The organism is Photobacterium sp. DNB22_13_2, assembly GCF_052873915.1.
Window position 1 is genome coordinate 90405 of record NZ_JBNNXU010000017.1, and the last position, 16021, is coordinate 106425.

At 51.7% G+C, this 16021-nt stretch carries 13 protein-coding genes; 10 read left to right on the forward strand and 3 right to left on the reverse strand.

Features of this window, described 5'->3' with window-relative positions; genetic code table 11:
• The first annotated feature begins 50 nt into the window (after positions 1-50).
• The gene (gene glnE / locus ACVA58_RS20775; RefSeq protein WP_446512274.1) at positions 51-2906 is read left to right on the forward strand and encodes a bifunctional [glutamate--ammonia ligase]-adenylyl-L-tyrosine phosphorylase/[glutamate--ammonia-ligase] adenylyltransferase; all 2856 of its coding nucleotides are present in this window, start codon (positions 51-53) and stop codon (positions 2904-2906) included.
• Between the two features lie 185 nt (positions 2907-3091).
• Complete coding sequence (gene hldE, locus ACVA58_RS20780) at positions 3092-4522, forward strand: bifunctional D-glycero-beta-D-manno-heptose-7-phosphate kinase/D-glycero-beta-D-manno-heptose 1-phosphate adenylyltransferase HldE (RefSeq protein ID WP_446512275.1); 1431 nt, start codon at positions 3092-3094, stop codon at positions 4520-4522.
• 88 nt (positions 4523-4610) lie between these two features.
• Here the strand turns inward: hldE and tolC are convergent, their stop codons facing one another.
• A complete protein-coding gene (gene tolC / locus ACVA58_RS20785) occupies positions 4611-5894 on the reverse strand; it encodes an outer membrane channel protein TolC (protein WP_446512276.1) in 1284 nt (427 codons plus the stop codon).
• Positions 5895-6172: 278 nt separating this feature from the next.
• Between tolC and nudF the strand changes: the two genes are divergently transcribed.
• The 8 genes from nudF (at position 6173) to idi (ending at position 14674) form a co-directional block, all read left to right on the forward strand.
• On the forward strand, positions 6173-6811 hold the full coding sequence (gene nudF, locus ACVA58_RS20790; protein WP_446512277.1) for an ADP-ribose diphosphatase: 639 nt from the start codon (positions 6173-6175) through the stop codon (positions 6809-6811).
• Positions 6812-6837: 26 nt separating this feature from the next.
• Positions 6838-7266, forward strand: a complete 429-nt coding sequence (locus ACVA58_RS20795; RefSeq protein WP_446512278.1) for a DUF1249 family protein — start codon at positions 6838-6840, stop codon at positions 7264-7266.
• Between the two features lie 30 nt (positions 7267-7296).
• Positions 7297-8121, forward strand: a complete 825-nt coding sequence (gene cpdA / locus ACVA58_RS20800; protein ID WP_446512279.1) for a 3',5'-cyclic-AMP phosphodiesterase — start codon at positions 7297-7299, stop codon at positions 8119-8121.
• Entirely contained in the window at positions 8122-8700 is a 579-nt protein-coding gene (gene yqiA, locus ACVA58_RS20805; protein ID WP_446512280.1) for an esterase YqiA, read from the forward strand.
• A 154-nt stretch (positions 8701-8854) separates the two neighbouring features.
• Positions 8855-10738, forward strand: a complete 1884-nt coding sequence (gene parE, locus ACVA58_RS20810; protein WP_446512281.1) for a DNA topoisomerase IV subunit B — start codon at positions 8855-8857, stop codon at positions 10736-10738.
• A gap of 111 nt (positions 10739-10849) precedes the next feature.
• Positions 10850-13114 (forward strand): DNA topoisomerase IV subunit A, encoded by a 2265-nt coding sequence (parC, locus tag ACVA58_RS20815; RefSeq protein WP_446512282.1) that lies wholly within the window; start codon positions 10850-10852, stop codon positions 13112-13114.
• A 173-nt stretch (positions 13115-13287) separates the two neighbouring features.
• Entirely contained in the window at positions 13288-14010 is a 723-nt protein-coding gene (locus ACVA58_RS20820) for a 1-acylglycerol-3-phosphate O-acyltransferase (protein ID WP_446512283.1), read from the forward strand.
• Between the two features lie 133 nt (positions 14011-14143).
• Positions 14144-14674: an isopentenyl-diphosphate Delta-isomerase gene (gene idi, locus ACVA58_RS20825; protein WP_446512284.1), complete on the forward strand. Its 531-nt coding sequence runs from the start codon at positions 14144-14146 to the stop codon at positions 14672-14674.
• Positions 14675-14764: 90 nt separating this feature from the next.
• Here idi and ACVA58_RS20830 read toward each other — a convergent pair whose 3' ends face one another.
• Together ACVA58_RS20830 and ACVA58_RS20835 are read right to left on the reverse strand one after the other, a co-directional pair.
• Positions 14765-15151, reverse strand: a complete 387-nt coding sequence (locus tag ACVA58_RS20830; RefSeq protein ID WP_446512285.1) for a RidA family protein — start codon at positions 15149-15151, stop codon at positions 14765-14767.
• A gap of 172 nt (positions 15152-15323) precedes the next feature.
• Positions 15324-15803, reverse strand: a complete 480-nt coding sequence (locus tag ACVA58_RS20835) for an arginine repressor (RefSeq protein ID WP_446512314.1) — start codon at positions 15801-15803, stop codon at positions 15324-15326.
• Positions 15804-16021: the final 218 nt, after the last annotated feature.

Here is a 16021-nt window from a genome sequence, read left to right on the forward strand (position 1 = left end):
CTATCACTTGCTGGACAGATAAGACGACAGGTATTTGAAAAGGAACCCCTATGACAGTGCAGGATCACTTCCAAACGGCGATGGAAAAGGCGTGGGATAAGGTAAACAATGCCCAGCCAGATGCTATTGCAGACTGGCCGGAGAATAAGCTCGATGAGCTTAAGCAAGTCTTAGCTTACAGCGACTTTGTGACAGCTTCGGTCGTGCGCGACGCCGCCTTATTACCGTGGCTGGCCTTGCGTTTGGATGATCCTGGCCGGGCAGAAGATTACCGGAGCGATCTTGCCCACCAGTTGGCAACGGTGAGTGATGAAGCGGGCATGATGCGGGTTTTGCGTAAGTTCCGTCACCGCGAAATGGTCTGGATAGCATGGCGTGACTTTATTGGCCGCAATAGCTTGGATCTGAGCCTTAGCCATTTATCGATGTTGGCAGAGGCGATGATCATGGAAACTTACAACTGGCTTTACGCCCAGTGTTGTCGTGATTGGGGGACACCGATGAACAGTAGTGGCGAAGCGCAGCCGATGCTGATCCTTGGGATGGGTAAGCTAGGAGGGGGTGAGCTGAACTTTTCGTCCGATATCGATTTGATCTTCACCTACCCGGAAAATGGTGAGACCCAAGGGGGACGGCGAAGTCTGGCCAATGCTCAGTTCTTTACCCGCTTGGGACAGCGCTTGATCAAGGCGCTCGATCAGCAAACGTTTGATGGCTTCTGTTATCGGGTTGATATGCGACTGCGTCCTTTTGGTGACAGTGGCCCCTTGGTGATGAGCTATGCGGCACTGGAAGATTACTACCAGGAGCAGGGCCGTGACTGGGAACGCTATGCCATGATCAAGGCCCGGGTGATGGGTAAAGAAAGCTTCTCCCAGTATCAGGAACTGCGCCAGATGCTGCGGCCTTTCGTGTTCCGCCGCTATATCGACTTCAGTGCCATCCAGTCGTTGCGACGAATGAAGGCGATGATCAGTAGTGAGGTTCGTCGCCGAGGCTTGACCAACAATATCAAGCTTGGGCCGGGCGGGATCCGCGAAGTGGAGTTTATTGCCCAGTCGTTTCAGTTGATCCGCGGAGGCCGGACACCGGAGTTGCGTGGCCGTGGTTTACGCGAAACCCTGCAGGCGATCAGATCGCAAGGGCTATTGCCTGAGAAACAGGTTGACGATCTGGATCAGGGCTATGCTTTTTTGCGCCGGCTAGAAAATTTGCTGCAGGCAATCGACGATATGCAGACCCAGACCTTACCGGACAAACCGTTAGATCAATACAGGTTGGCCTTGGCGATGGGCTTTGAGGATTGGTCCGGGCTGGAGCAAGCCGTGAGCCAGCGAATGGCAGCGATCCATGAGGTGTTCGATGACATTATCGGTGCCGATGAGGAAGAGCAACAAAGTGAGGCAACAGCCCAATTTCATGAAATGTGGGCAATGATCAAAGACGCAGAAGTCGTGACGGCGATCCTTACCGAACTCAACGCGCCTGAGGCAGGCAGTCAGTTTGCTATTTTGACCAATATGAAAGCCGAGCTCTCCAAGCGCACCCTCGGACCCAGAGGGCGCGAAGTCTTGGCCAAATTAATGCCAACGGTTTTGATGTTGATTGTCACTCGCGAGGATGCCCCAGCGGTGCTCGAGCGGGTGTGTAAGCTGATAGTCCGAATTGCAACCCGAACAACTTACCTTGAGCTGCTCAGTGAGCACCCTGCGGCCCTTGAACAGTTGGTGCGCTTGTGCGCCGCCAGCCCGATGGTCGCCACCCAGCTCGCCCAATATCCGATCTTGCTCGATGAACTGCTTGATCCCCAGCACCTGTATAACCCTACGCCGCTGGAACATTACGGTGATGAGTTGCGTGAGTTCCTTGCCCGTATCCCGGAAGAGGATATGGAGCAGCAAATGGAGGCAATCCGTCAATTCAAGCAGACCCAACTGCTGCGCATTGCGGCCGCGGATATTGCCGGGGCGTTGCCGCTGATGAAGGTGAGCGATCACCTTACCTATCTATCCGAGGCGATTGTCGCGGCTGTGGTTAATCAGGCCTGGTTGCAGATGGCAGAAAAATATGGCGAGCCGACCCACCTGCTCGAGAGAAGTGGCCGCGGGTTTGCGGTATTGGGCTATGGCAAGGTCGGTGGTTGGGAGCTGGGCTATGGATCGGATTTGGATCTGGTGTTTTTGCATGATTGCCCGGATAACGTGTATACCAATGGTCGCAAAGAAATCGACGGCCGTCAGTTCTACCTGCGTTTGGCCCAGCGAATTGTTCATCTGTTCTCCACCCGCACAGCCTCGGGTGTGCTGTATGAAGTCGATGTTCGCTTACGACCATCCGGTGCTTCGGGTTTATTGGTAAGCACCATGGAGGCGTTTGCTGATTATCAGCAAAAAGAAGCGTGGACCTGGGAGCACCAGGCCTTAGTAAGAGCCAGAATGATATATGGCGACGCCCCGTTGCAGCAGGCGTTTGCTGATGTTAGACGGGTAATATTAATGTCTACCCGGGAAGCGGCTCCTTTGCGTAAGCAGGTGGTTGAGATGCGTCATAAGATGCGCGATCACCTAGGCAGTAAAAAAGTGGGTATGTTCGGTCTCAAGCAGGACGAAGGTGGGATCACCGATGTTGAGTTTCTGGCCCAGTATTTGGTACTGCGGCATGCGGCTGAGGAAAAAGCCCTTATCCGCTGGTCTGATAATGTTCGTTTGTTCGAGACCATGGCCGACTACGAAATTTTGGCTCCGGAGCAAGCGGTGCAGCTCAAGCAAGCTTACTGTGTGATGCGTGATGAGATCCATCGCCTGAGTCTGCTTGGCTTACCCGCCTATGTGGAAGAAGGCCAGTTTTCGGCTGAACGCCAAGCGGTACAGCAGATCTGGCAGGCTTTGTTGGAGCCCGACGTTTAATACCAACCTACATCAATATTTGATCAATGACTTACCCAAATTGGTATAGGGTGACGTAGAAGAAGCAAGAGCGGGGCATCGCCTCGCTCTTTGTGATTGAATCACCGTTGAAATCCCCTGAGCAGATGCATGCTAATTTGGCTTTGTGTTAATATTTGGGGGTTAACACAATCCCGGAGAAAAAAATGAAACTGACTCTTCCTGATTATGATCAAGCAGGCGTGCTGGTCGTGGGTGATGTCATGCTGGATCGCTACTGGTATGGACCGACAGGTCGTATTTCCCCTGAAGCCCCCGTTCCTGTGGTGAAAGTTGATCAGGTTGAGGAGCGTCCGGGTGGAGCCGCGAACGTGGCGATGAATATTGCAGCACTGGGCGGCCACGCTCGGTTGGTTGGTTTGACCGGTATTGATGAGCCAGCCCGTGCGCTGTCTGAAAAACTGTCGTCGCTGGATGTGCGCTGTGATTTCGTGACTCTGCCGGATTATCCGACAATCACCAAGCTGCGCGTCATGAGCCGTGGCCAGCAGATGATCCGCCTGGACTTCGAAGAAGGTTTCCATAACGTGCCGGCGGATATGATTTTGCCGCGTATGGAGCAAGCCCTGTCTTCAAGCAAGGTGGTGGTGCTGTCTGATTATGCCAAGGGTGCCCTTGAGCATGTGCAGGCAATGATCCAGTTGGCACGGAAGTCAGGTATCTCGGTGATGGTTGACCCGAAAGGGGCTGACTTTGAACGCTATCGTGGTGCCACTTTGCTGACTCCTAATCTGTCCGAGTTTGAAACGGTGGCGGGTAAAACCCAGTCGGAACAAGACTTGGTCGAAAAAGGTCTGGCGCTGATCGAGCGCTATGAATTCGATGCGTTGCTGGTGACACGCAGTGAGCATGGTATGACGTTGCTGCAAAGAGGCCAAGAGCCGCTGCATATGCCGACGCAGGCCAAAGAAGTGTACGATGTGACCGGTGCCGGTGATACGGTTATTTCGGTACTGGCAGCATCGCTGGCTGCGGGTAAGTCGCTGTCGGATTCATGCAAGCTGGCGAATGCCGCGGCAGGTGTTGTGGTTGGCAAGTTGGGGACCTCGACTTTATCGACGATTGAACTGACCGAAGCGATTCATGGTAGTCAGGACAGTGGGTTTGGTGTGATCAGCGAAGCCCAGCTCAAGCAGGCGGTAAAAACTGCCCGTGCGCGTGGCGAGAAAGTGGTGATGACTAATGGCTGCTTCGATATTTTACATGCCGGTCATGTCGCGTATCTCAATGAGGCGGCAAAATTGGGTGACCGCCTGATCGTAGCCGTGAACTCTGACAGCTCAGTACAGGCTCTCAAAGGCCCGGGGCGTCCGGTCAATCCGGAAGATCGCCGTATGGCTGTATTGGCAGGTTTGGGTGCGGTTGACTGGGTGGTGCCATTCAGTGAAGAAACACCACAGCGTTTGATCAGTGAAATTTTGCCGACCCTGCTGGTAAAGGGGGGTGACTACAAGCCGGAAGAGATTGCCGGTGGTCAGGAAGTGATTGCGGCTGGTGGTCAAGTACTGGTGTTGAACTTCGAAGATGGCTGCTCGACAACTGAAATTATCGAAGCCATTAAAGGGGGCCGGGGCTAGTCGCCTAAGGCCTTATCAAGACAATAAAAAAGCGCCATCATTGCTGAGAGCGCTTTTTTTATGTCTAACGTTTGATGCTAGATAGCGATTATTTCGCTTTAACTAGGCCTGAGTTCACATCGACGACATCTTGCTCGGTCAGTGAGCCCACAGCTTGTTTTAGCTGAAGCTGGCTGATGATGTAATCGTAGCGGGCATTGGCCAGCTGACGGTTGGCATCATATAGGCGACGTGTTGCATCCAGTACATCGACAATTGTACGGGTACCAACATCGAAACCGGCTTCGGTCGCTTCAAGGGCTGACTGGGCAGACACAACGGACTGTTGGTAAGCGCGAAGAGCACCGATTGAGGCATTGATGTTGTTGTAGAAGGCGCGAACGTCTCTTACTACACTGCGGTATGAGCCTTCCAGATCTTCACTGGCAGCGACATAGCCGAACTGGGCCTGTTTCACTTCAGACGTCACACGGCCACCGGTGTAGACCGGTAGCGCCAGGTTGATCCCTGCGTTTAGTGTGCCGTCATCATTGAATGACTGTTTTTCGTCGTAGTTATAACCGGCATTGAAAGACAGGGTTGGCAAGTGGCCAGATTCTGCCAGAGTAATTTCATCGCGGGCAATATCTTGTGAAATGCGAGAGGTCAACAGGCTAAGGTTTTCTGTCTCGGCATCTTTAAGCAGGCTTTCCACGCGAGACTGAGGTGCACTGGCACTAAAGCGACGAGTGTCCAGAATGCTCAGGTCGGTGTGCTCTTGACCTGTGATCTCACGTAGGCCTTCGTAGCTGTTGGTCAGGGCGTTTTCTGCCAAGATCTCATCAGCCAGCACGCTGTCGTACTGTGCTTGGGCATCGTGTACATCGGTGATAGCCGATAGACCGACTTCAAAACGCTGTTTGGTTTGCTCTAGCTGACGGCCAACGGCGGCTTTCTCGGCACGGACAAATTCTAGGTCATCCATTGCACGAAGCACGGCAAAGTAGGCGTCAGAAACACGCAGGATCAGGCCTTGCTGAGAGGTTGCATAAAATGCATCGCTCTGGCGGGCAACCTTCTCGCTGATATCTAGGTTTACCCAGCTGGCACGGTTGTAGATCGACTGGTCTAGGGATAGACCGCCGTTGAAACCATCGGCATCACCATCCATACGGGAGACGTTATAGCCAGCTGTTAGGTTGATCTGTGGTAGCAGTGCGCTTCGGGTTGAGTTAATCGCTTCGAACGCAGTATCTTTATCGGCAGCCGCGCGCAGCAACTGAGGGTCATTTTGTTTTGCTTGTTGGTAGATTTCGGCGAGATCATCAGCCAGTGCAGTATGGCTAAGACCGCCAAGCGCAAAGCTAACAATAAGCGGAAGCAATTTTTTCATGTATGCCTATCCTGGTCCTGACAAAAATAAGAGCAAGGCTCCAGTTTAACCTATGTTTCCTTGCGTGAAACTGATCATTGAACAATTTACTTTATTTTACGATATTTTACTGGATTAATTGTGATTCTAATCCGTTCGCTGGCAAAAATGACTTAAAAAAAATCATAAGTATTGTCATAAATGTTGAATTAAATCATTGCCGTTCCTTGTCGGGGATGGAATCATATACGCTTTCGCCGGCCGGAGGCCGTGCTAGCAAGGGCCTAAAGGGTAAAAACATGGCAAAAACAGCAAATAAGAACACTGGTCCAGAACAGTTTTCTGCCAGTGATGTCGATGTTATCGAGCAGGAGCCATTGTTCAGCGGTTTTTTCAGTATGGTGAAGTACCGTTTTCGCCACCGCTTGTTTGCTGGTGGCTGGAGTGAGCCAATGGACCGAGAACTGTTCGAGCGCGGCCATGCTGCTGCCATGTTGCCGTATGATCCTGCTACTGACCATGTCGTGCTGGTCGAGCAGTTCCGGGTCGGCGCAATGGCCGCCGAGGGCTGTTCGCCTTGGCAGTTGGAGATCGTGGCTGGCATTATTGAACCTGGCGAGCAACCTGCTGAGGTCGTGCGCCGAGAAGCCGTGGAAGAAGCTGGCCTTGATGTTGGGCCGCTACATAAAATTACCCGTTATCTGTCAAGCTCCGGTGGTTGCTCCGAAACGCTGGATATCTTTGTCGGTGAGGTCGACAGTACCCTTGCCGGTGGTATCCACGGTCTGGCAGAGGAAGGTGAAGATATCAAAGTGCATGTGGTCTCTCGAGAAGATGCCTACCATTGGGTAGAATCTGGTAAAATTGAGAATGCAGCCTCGATCATTGCCCTGCAATGGTTGCAATTGAACTACACTCGGTTGCAAGCTGCTCCTTAGACGACTAAGACCACTGAGGATACCGATTGAATAAAAGATACACTGTTGATTTTGCTGGTATCATGCGACTCTACGAAACCAACTATGCGAAGCTGCTCCCATTGCTGCCAAAAAGCGATCAGGTCGGCGACCATTGCATTTATTGTGTTTCGGAACAGGAATATCATCTGACCATTATTGAGTCGACCCGCTACACCACGGTAGTTGAGCTGCTGCTAGAGGCAGAAGAATCGCTGCCGGATTACTTGATCCCGAAAATGACGATCAGGTTATATCACGATGCTAGGGTCGCAGAAGTGTGTTCCGCTCAGCAGACTTCACGTCTGAAGCCAAGGTATGATTATCCGAATATGCGGATGCACCAAAAAGATGAGAAGCATCAGGTTAACCGTTTTCTGGGAGACTGGTTGGCATACTGCCTAAGAAACGGGATCAGCAGACAGTCGGTTTGTTAACAGAATCAGATAGACAAGGTTTTTGACGTTTTGCAGACTTTTACTCTGCCACAGACGAACCGCGATAGTGTGGTTCTCCTGCAAATTACCGATACCCACCTTTTTGCCGACGATGGCGGCAGTTTATTGGGTGTTGCGACGAAAGACAGCTTTCATGCCGTACTGAATGCGGTAGATGTTGCTGCGCGTCCTTTTGATGCCATAGTAGCGACGGGCGACATTTCACAAGATCATACTGAGCATTCCTACCAGCGCTTTTGCGATGGTATTGCCCGCTGGTCGCAGCCATGTTTCTGGCTGCCGGGTAATCATGACTACCAGCCGAGTATGCAAGCGGTTTTGCCTTCAGCACAAATCAAGTCTTGTCATCAAGTCTTGGCCGGTGAGCATTGGCAGGTGATCCTGCTCGACAGCCAAGTTCAGGGGGTCCCCCATGGTGATCTGAGCCAGGCTCAGCTTGAGATGCTGGAGCAGGCGTTATCAGCCCAGCCTAATCGCCATGCGCTGGTTCTCTTGCACCATCACCCGCTGCCAGCGGGAAGTAGTTGGTTGGATCAGCACCAGTTGCATAACAGTGAGCCGTTCTGGCAGGTTATTGGTCGTCACCCACAGGTGAAGACGATTTTGTGTGGCCATATTCACCAAGAGTTGGACCGAATCCAGCAAGGAGTGAGGGTGCTAGCAACACCGTCAACCTGTATCCAGTTCCAGCCTGACTCCCATGACTTTGCTTTGGACCAGAAAAGCCCGGGTTGGCGCTACCTTGTTTTGCATAGCAATGGGCAGCTCGACACCCAAGTCTGTCGTCTGGAAGGCCATGACTTTACACCAAACTTTGAATCTGCAGGTTACTAGATGAAGCCGCTGCTACTGTATATCCATGGCTTTAATAGCTCTCCGAAATCTCTCAAGGCAACCCTGATGGCGGAATACTGCCAGCGTGAGCGACCGGATATCCGAGTCGAGATCCCGCAAATGCCTTGCTATCCTTTGGAGGCGGCGACGTTTATTGATGAGCTGGTGCAATCATTACGTCATGAATACCAGATAGCGTTGGTCGGCAGTTCGCTGGGAGGCTACATCTCTACATGGCTCAATGACCGTTATCAGTTACCTGCAGTCTTGGTTAACCCCGCGGTTAAGCCCTATGAGCTGCTGCAGGACTATTTGGGTGAGCAAGAAAACCCTTACACGGGTGAACGTTATTTCCTTGAGCCCAAACATATGGATGAACTGCGCCAGATGAATGTGGCCCAACCTAGCCGTCCCGAGCAACTGTGGCTGCTGCAACAAGAAGGTGACGAAGTACTGGATTATCGCCAGGCTGTCGAGAGATACTCGTCCTGCCGGCAAACCGTTGAGCCCGAAGGGGATCATAGTTTTGTCGGATTTGATCGTTATCCTGAACAAATCATTCAATTCTTGGGATTGTAATACCTTTCTAGCACTTGTTGCTTGAGAGGGATTTGTCCCGACTTGGATCAAATTCGACTCACATTTGTGGGCCACATTTTCGACCCCAGCTTGACAACCGAGCTGGGGTTACTGACTATTGTGGCAAAAAATTATTCAGTAACTTTCCGTAATTATGACAGATCAAAGCTATAACGCTGGAGCCATAGAGGTTCTAAATGGCCTTGAGCCAGTACGCCGCCGTCCGGGGATGTATACCGACACGGTACGGCCAAACCACCTTGGCCAGGAAGTCATCGATAACAGTGTCGATGAAGCCTTGGCTGGCCATGCCCGCAAGGTAGAGGTCATTCTTCATGCGGATCAGTCGCTGGAAGTGATTGATGACGGACGGGGGATGCCAGTAGATATCCACCCGGAAGAAGGGGTTTCTGGGGTCGAGCTGATCCTATGTAAGCTTCATGCCGGTGGTAAATTCTCAGGCAAAAACTACCAATTCTCTGGTGGCCTGCACGGGGTTGGGATCTCGGTAGTAAACGCCCTATCTAACCGGGTAGAAGTCACGGTGAAACGTGATGGCCAGGTTTACCAGATCGCCTTTGAAAATGGCGATAAGGTCAGTGAGCTGGAAGTAATTGGTACTTGCGGCCGCCGTGCCAAGGGAACCAGCGTCCATTTCTGGCCGAATCCGAAGTATTTCGACAGCCCGAAGTTTTCTGTCTCTCGTTTGAAAAGCAACCTCAAGGCCAAAGCGGTGCTTTGTCCGGGGCTGGAAATTGTCTTTACCGATAAAACCAATGATGAAACCATCCGTTGGTGTTACGAAGACGGATTGAAGGACTACCTGGCTGAAGGTGTCAAAGGTTATACCCTGCTACCGGAAGAGCCGTTTACCGGTGTCTTTAGCGGCCAGACTGAAGCGGCTGACTGGGCATTGCTATGGCTGCCGGAGGGCGGTGAGTTGATCACCGAAAGTTACGTTAACCTTATTCCAACGGCTCAAGGTGGTACGCATGTCAACGGCCTGCGTCAGGGGTTGCTTGATGCCATGCGTGAGTTCTGTGAGTTCCGCAACCTGTTGCCTCGTGGCGTGAAGTTGACAGCAGATGACATCTGGGACCGCTGTGCCTATGTGTTGTCGGTGAAAATGCAGGATCCACAATTTGCCGGCCAGACTAAAGAGCGCCTGTCATCGCGCCAGTGTGCGGCATTTGTCTCTGGTGTGGTAAAAGATGCCTTTAGCCTGTGGCTGAACGAGCGTCCGCAAATTGCCGAGCAGTTGGCTGAAGTGTGTATTGCCAATGCCCACCGCCGGATGCGTGCCAGCAAAAAAGTGGTGCGAAAGAAGGTCGCCTCGGGCCCGGCCTTACCGGGTAAGTTGGCAGACTGTTCGCAGCAGGACCTGTCTCGCACTGAACTGTTCTTGGTCGAGGGTGACTCGGCGGGTGGTTCTGCTAAGCAAGCTCGAGATCGTGTTTTCCAGGCGATTATGCCGCTGCGCGGTAAGATTCTGAATACCTGGGAGGTGTCAGCCGATCAGGTACTGGCCTCGCAGGAAGTTCATGATATCTCGGTAGCACTGGGTATCGACCCGGACAGTGATGATCTCAGTGGCTTGCGCTACGGTAAAATCTGCGTCCTAGCCGATGCCGACTCGGATGGTTTGCACATTGCAACCTTGCTGTGTGCCCTGTTTGTCCGTCACTTCGAGTCTCTGGTTCGTGCCGGCCATGTGTATATCGCGATGCCGCCGCTGTACCGGATCGACCTCGGTAAGGAAGTCTATTACGCCTTGGATGATGCCGAGAAAGACGGGATCCTCGATCGCCTCAGCAACAAGCGCGGCAAGGTCAATGTTCAGCGCTTCAAAGGTCTGGGTGAGATGAACCCACTCCAGTTGCGAGAAACTACCATGGATCCCAACACCCGCCGTCTGGTTCAGCTGACTATTGATGATGATGAGCAGACCAACGAGATGATGGATATGCTGCTGGGCAAGAAGCGTGCGGAAGACCGTCGTCACTGGCTGCAGAGCAAAGGCGACATGGCCGAAGTGTGATTGACCGGGTCTGCCTGTACTGTCGAGTATAGTGGCGGGCCTTGCCTGATGATTTGATAGTCCGAGCGATTAAATGCGCCGGGGCTAGAAATATAAATGGAATACCCAACGATGACTGATGTCTCAATGGATGGCGTAGAACAGCTTCCGCTACGGAAGTTTACCGAAGATGCCTACCTCAATTACTCCATGTACGTGATCATGGATCGTGCCTTGCCGTTCATCGGTGATGGCCTCAAGCCCGTTCAAAGGCGCATTATCTATGCGATGTCTGAGCTGGGCTTATCGGCAACCGCGAAATACAAGAAATCGGCACGTACCGTCGGTGATGTACTGGGTAAGTACCACCCGCACGGCGACTCGGCGTGTTATGAAGCCATGGTATTGATGGCGCAGCCATTCTCCTACCGCTATCCGTTGGTCGACGGGCAGGGTAACTGGGGTGCACCGGATGATCCGAAATCCTTCGCCGCGATGCGTTATACCGAATCTCGCCTGTCACGCTTTTCTGAAGTTCTGCTCGCTGAGTTGGGCCAAGGTACGGTAGATTGGGGGCTGAATTTTGACGGCACCATGAAAGAGCCGAAAATGCTGCCCGCTCGCCTGCCGCATATATTGCTGAATGGTGTAACCGGTATCGCCGTGGGTATGGCAACGGATATCCCACCGCACAATGCCCGTGAAGTGGCCAATGCTGCAGTACATCTGATTGAGAACCCGAAAGCAGAGCTTGACGAGGTTATGGAGTTTGTCCAAGGACCGGATTACCCGACCGAAGCCGAAATCATTACCTCGAAAACCGATCTTAAAAAAGTCTACCGCAGCGGCCGCGGCAGCATCAGAATGCGTGCGGTATGGCACAAGGAAAGCGGCGATATCGTGATCACCGCTTTACCGCACCAAGTGTCGGGCTCGAAGCTGCTAGAGCAGATCGCCAGCCAGATGCGCGCCAAGAAACTGCCGATGGTAGAAGATTTGCGTGATGAGTCGGACCATGAAAACCCGACCCGTATTGTGATTGTGCCACGTTCAAATCGGGTTGATAGCGAGCAGTTGATGAACCACCTGTTTGCCTCTACCGACTTGGAGAAGAGCTTCCGTGTCAACCTCAACATGCTAGGCCTTGATGGCCGTCCGCAGGTTAAGGGGTTGGTTCAGATCGTTTCTGAATGGATCGAATTCCGCCGTACCACGGTGCGTCGCCGCTTACAGTATCGTTTGGACAAAGTGAATGCCCGTTTGCATATCCTTGAGGGTTTGTTGGCGGCTTACCTTAATATTGATGAGGTTATTGAAATCATCCGTACCGAGGATGATCCGAAAGCCGAGTTGATGTCTCGTTTCGAGCTGTCAGCCATCCAAGCGGATGCGATCTTGGAAATCAAGCTTCGTCAGTTGGCCAAGCTGGAAGAAATTAAGATCCGTGGCGAGCAAGATGAGCTATCGAAAGAGCGCGATTACTTAGAGAAGCTACTGGGCTCAGAGCGTCGCTTAAACACCCTGATCAAGAAAGAAATCTTGGCTGATGCCGAGAAGTATGGCGATGATCGCCGCTCGCCATTGGTTGAGCGAGAAGAAGCCAAGGCGTTGACCGAACGTGAGCTGATTCCGTCTGAAGCGATTACGGTTGTATTGTCTGAGAAAGGCTGGGTCCGCCATGCCAAGGGGCATGAGGTTGACCCTACTTCCTTGAGCTACAAATCGGGCGATGGCTATCTGGCCCATGCCCGTGGCAAGAGTAATCAACCAGCTGTTTTACTGGGGTCGGATGGACGCAGCTATGCGCTTGAATCCCATAGCTTGCCATCAGCCCGTAGCCAAGGTGAACCGGTCACAGGCCGTTTGAACCTGACACCGGGGAGCCATATTCGTCAGGTCATGATGTCCGATGATGATCAGTTATGGTTGATGGGGTCGGATGCAGGATACGGTTTCATCTGTAAGTGCAGCGACATGGTGTCGAAGAACAAGAACGGCAAAGCGTTGCTGACGGTACCGGAAAATTCTGAGGTGGTACCACCGCAATGTATTGCTGATTTGGACAATGACGAGATCCTTGCTATTACCAATGAAGGCCGGATGTTGCTGTTCCCGATCAAGGAGTTGCCTCAGCTTGGTAAGGGCAAAGGTAACAAAATCATCAATATTCCAGCGGCTCGGTCGAAGTCGCGGGAAGAGTTTTTGTCGCAATTGGTTGTGCTGCCACAGGGCAGTCATCTGACATTGTATGCTGGCAAGCGTAAGCTTGGGCTCAAGCCTGCTGATCTAGATAATTTCCGTGGTGAGCGCGGCCGACGGGGTAGCATGCTGCCTCGTGGCCTGCAGCGAGTGACTCGGTTTGAAATTGACTCACCGCAAACACCCGGAGAAGAATAAGCTGGGTGAATGAACCATGATGAAAGCCCTCCTGATGGAGGGCTTTTTGTTGGGCGTTTTCCGGTAGTTCGGAGCAGAAAGAGGTAGGATGTGGTCTAATTTCTGCACATAAAAGGTGTTTTTTCCCGCAGCCTAAGTATACTAGCGAACGCTTGTACGCTGAGGAGAGTCTGATGTTATTTGTATTGCGCATGATTGCTGTAGCAGTATTTACTGTTGTCATGTTTGTATTCGGTTGTGGCTATTGTCTGCTAAGCCCTCGAAACCCTAAGAATGTTTATATTGTCGGTCGTCATTTCTGCAAGATGGCCCGCATCTTCGGTATTAAGCTGGAATTTCGTTACCCTGATGGCGAGCAGCCCGTTCCAAGCGTATATTTAGCGAATCACCAGAACAATTATGATTTGTTTACCGTGTCTGGTGCTATCCAACCAAGAACCGTGACCGTGGGCAAGAAAAGCATCTCGTGGATGCCTTTCTTTGGTCAGCTTTATTGGCTAACCGGTAATATACTTATCGACCGAGCTAACCGCAGTAAGGCCGTCGGTACTATCGGCCAGGTGGTTGAGCAAATTAAACAGCGCAATGTCTCTATTTGGATGTTCCCTGAAGGTACCCGCTCTCGTGGCCGTGGTTTACTGCCGTTCAAAACTGGCGCCTTCCATGCCGCTATCTCTGCTGGTGTGCCTGTTGTGCCGATTGTGTGTAGTAGCACGGAAAATGTTAAGCTGAACAAATGGGACAACGGTGTGGTGATCGTTGAGATGCTACCACCCGTACCGGTTGACGGTATGACAAAAGAAGATGTCCGAGCACTATCGAACCAGTGCCGCGATATGATGGCGGCTAAACTGGATGAGCTAAATGCTGAGGCGACACGCCGCTCGACAAATTAATCGACTGGGCTGTTAGCCAAAATGTGACTGATGAAGGACATGCCTGTGCGTGTCCTTTTTGTTTTTTACCACCCAAGATAAGTCTTTGATCTAGTATTTATTTAGGTTGGTATTGTATGTAGATGAAAACACCATGATTGAAGAACAGGTAATATTAGTCGATCCGCAAGGCAGGGAGCTTGGCGTTCAGGAAAAAATGCAGGCCCACCGGGACGGTGCCCTTCATCTGGCGTTTTCGGTCCTGTTGTACCGGGATGGTGAAAATGAACGCGAGTTCCTAATGCATCAACGTGCGTTGAACAAATACCACAGTGGTGGACTGTGGACCAATACTTGCTGTTCACACCCACGCCTAGGGGAGTCTATGGCACAGGCCGGAATCCGTCGGCTTGAAGAAGAGATGGGGATCTCTGGCCTCCACCGCTTATCAGATGTGGCCTCTTTCGTTTACTTCGCCGAGCTGGATAATGACTTAGTTGAACACGAACTGGACCATGTTTTGGTGGCGCCGACCTCTGACATCGTGATCAATCCGAGCCCAGAGGAAGTGATGGCTTTTCGCTGGTGGGCTCAGAGCGATCTACAGGCAGCGTTAGAGCAAGAGCCTCAACGGTTTACAGCATGGTTCCCGCAAGTGCTGACATTGGCACTTGCAAACACTTAATGCCGTTGGAAGACGACTTTCTGCCACAGAAATGAAAAAAGCTGCCTTCAGGCAGCTTTTTTGTATGCTTACAGCAAATCGACGAAACGATTATTTACGAACAGCAATCGCTTCGATTTCAATCTTCACGTCTTTTGGCAGGCGAGCAACTTCAACGCAAGAACGCGCAGGGTAAGGGGCATTGTGCTCGTCAAAGAACTTGCCGTACACTTCGTTAACGGTAGCGAAGTCGTTAAGGTCTTTCACAAATACCGTCATTTTTACGATATCAGCCACTTTAAGGCCAGATGACTCAACAACTGCCTTAACGTTTTCTAGTGACTGGCGAGCCTGCTCTGAGATATCGTCAGACACTTCACCGGTTTCAGGGTTTACAGGGATCTGGCCTGAAGTTAGAACCATGTTACCTAGGTCAACACCCTGTACATAAGGGCCGATAGCAGCTGGAGCCAGCTCTGTGTGAAGTACTTGAGTCATTACTTGTCCTTACTTTAATTATGTTAGGTCATCGTTAGAGGTCTAGTTTGCAACCCATCGGCGAAGACGTCAAAGGGTTTCAGATAAGCTGGTTGAAAAGGCAGCACGATTGGACTCTGGCTGCCTTTATGCTTAGCGGTCGGTAACAAGTCGGCTCTAGAGGAACCCGGTTTTAGGCTGGGATCCCAAGTCTTGCCTTGACCACTTTCTCACACTCGTCAATACGAGAGATATCTTTCGGTGCGACCATCACGGTGTCGTTCCCCCCCACAGTGCCGAGGATCTCGGCATGCGGCTGGATATCGATCAGTCGAGCGACGAGCTGGGCGCCGCCGGGATGGGTTTTCACCACCACGACGAGCTGGTTGTGGGTGATAAATTCGATTTGGGAAGCAATCGATGAGCCGACTTGTACCGGCTCGCTTTCCACTGTCAGGCAGTAGACCTTTTTACCATAGGCATTAGGCACTTTAGCCACGCCCAGTCTTGATAACAAACGGGACACGGTAGATTGGCTGACATCTTCAAAACCCATATCGATGAGCTGCGTGCGGATATCATCTTGGGTTGAGAAGCTTTGTTGCTGCAATAATCGCTTACAGGCGGAAGTCATGCTTTCTTCTTGACAGAAAGCGTCTATCGCTCCGTGCATACTGTATCCACTCACGGGCAACTCCTTGTTATTCTGTTGGGTCTTTGATCGTATCTCGTGGACAGCCCTCGCATTGGCTTATTGTTCGGGAAGTCTGTGCTTCTTTACGATGCGAACAATGGGCTGCTGGTTGGCAAGATATAATGCCTTGGTTGCATAATCTTGCAATGGCATCATATCAACAATGCAACCGTAATTTATTGACCCCTATCACCAAA

Excerpts from the sequence above, each read along its gene's own strand:
- glnE (WP_446512274.1), top strand. The coding sequence starts at position 51 with ATGACAGTGCAGGATCACTTCCAAACGGCGATGGAAAAGGCGTGGGAT.
- hldE (WP_446512275.1), top strand. The coding sequence starts at position 3,092 with ATGAAACTGACTCTTCCTGATTATGATCAAGCAGGCGTGCTGGTCGTG.
- tolC (WP_446512276.1), bottom strand. The coding sequence starts at position 5,894 with ATGAAAAAATTGCTTCCGCTTATTGTTAGCTTTGCGCTTGGCGGTCTT.
- nudF (WP_446512277.1), top strand. The coding sequence starts at position 6,173 with ATGGCAAAAACAGCAAATAAGAACACTGGTCCAGAACAGTTTTCTGCC.
- yqiA (WP_446512280.1), top strand. The coding sequence starts at position 8,122 with ATGAAGCCGCTGCTACTGTATATCCATGGCTTTAATAGCTCTCCGAAA.
- parE (WP_446512281.1), top strand. The coding sequence starts at position 8,855 with ATGACAGATCAAAGCTATAACGCTGGAGCCATAGAGGTTCTAAATGGC.
- parC (WP_446512282.1), top strand. The coding sequence starts at position 10,850 with ATGACTGATGTCTCAATGGATGGCGTAGAACAGCTTCCGCTACGGAAG.
- ACVA58_RS20820 (WP_446512283.1), top strand. The coding sequence starts at position 13,288 with ATGTTATTTGTATTGCGCATGATTGCTGTAGCAGTATTTACTGTTGTC.
- idi (WP_446512284.1), top strand. The coding sequence starts at position 14,144 with ATGATTGAAGAACAGGTAATATTAGTCGATCCGCAAGGCAGGGAGCTT.
- ACVA58_RS20830 (WP_446512285.1), bottom strand. The coding sequence starts at position 15,151 with ATGACTCAAGTACTTCACACAGAGCTGGCTCCAGCTGCTATCGGCCCT.
- ACVA58_RS20835 (WP_446512314.1), bottom strand. The coding sequence starts at position 15,803 with ATGCACGGAGCGATAGACGCTTTCTGTCAAGAAGAAAGCATGACTTCC.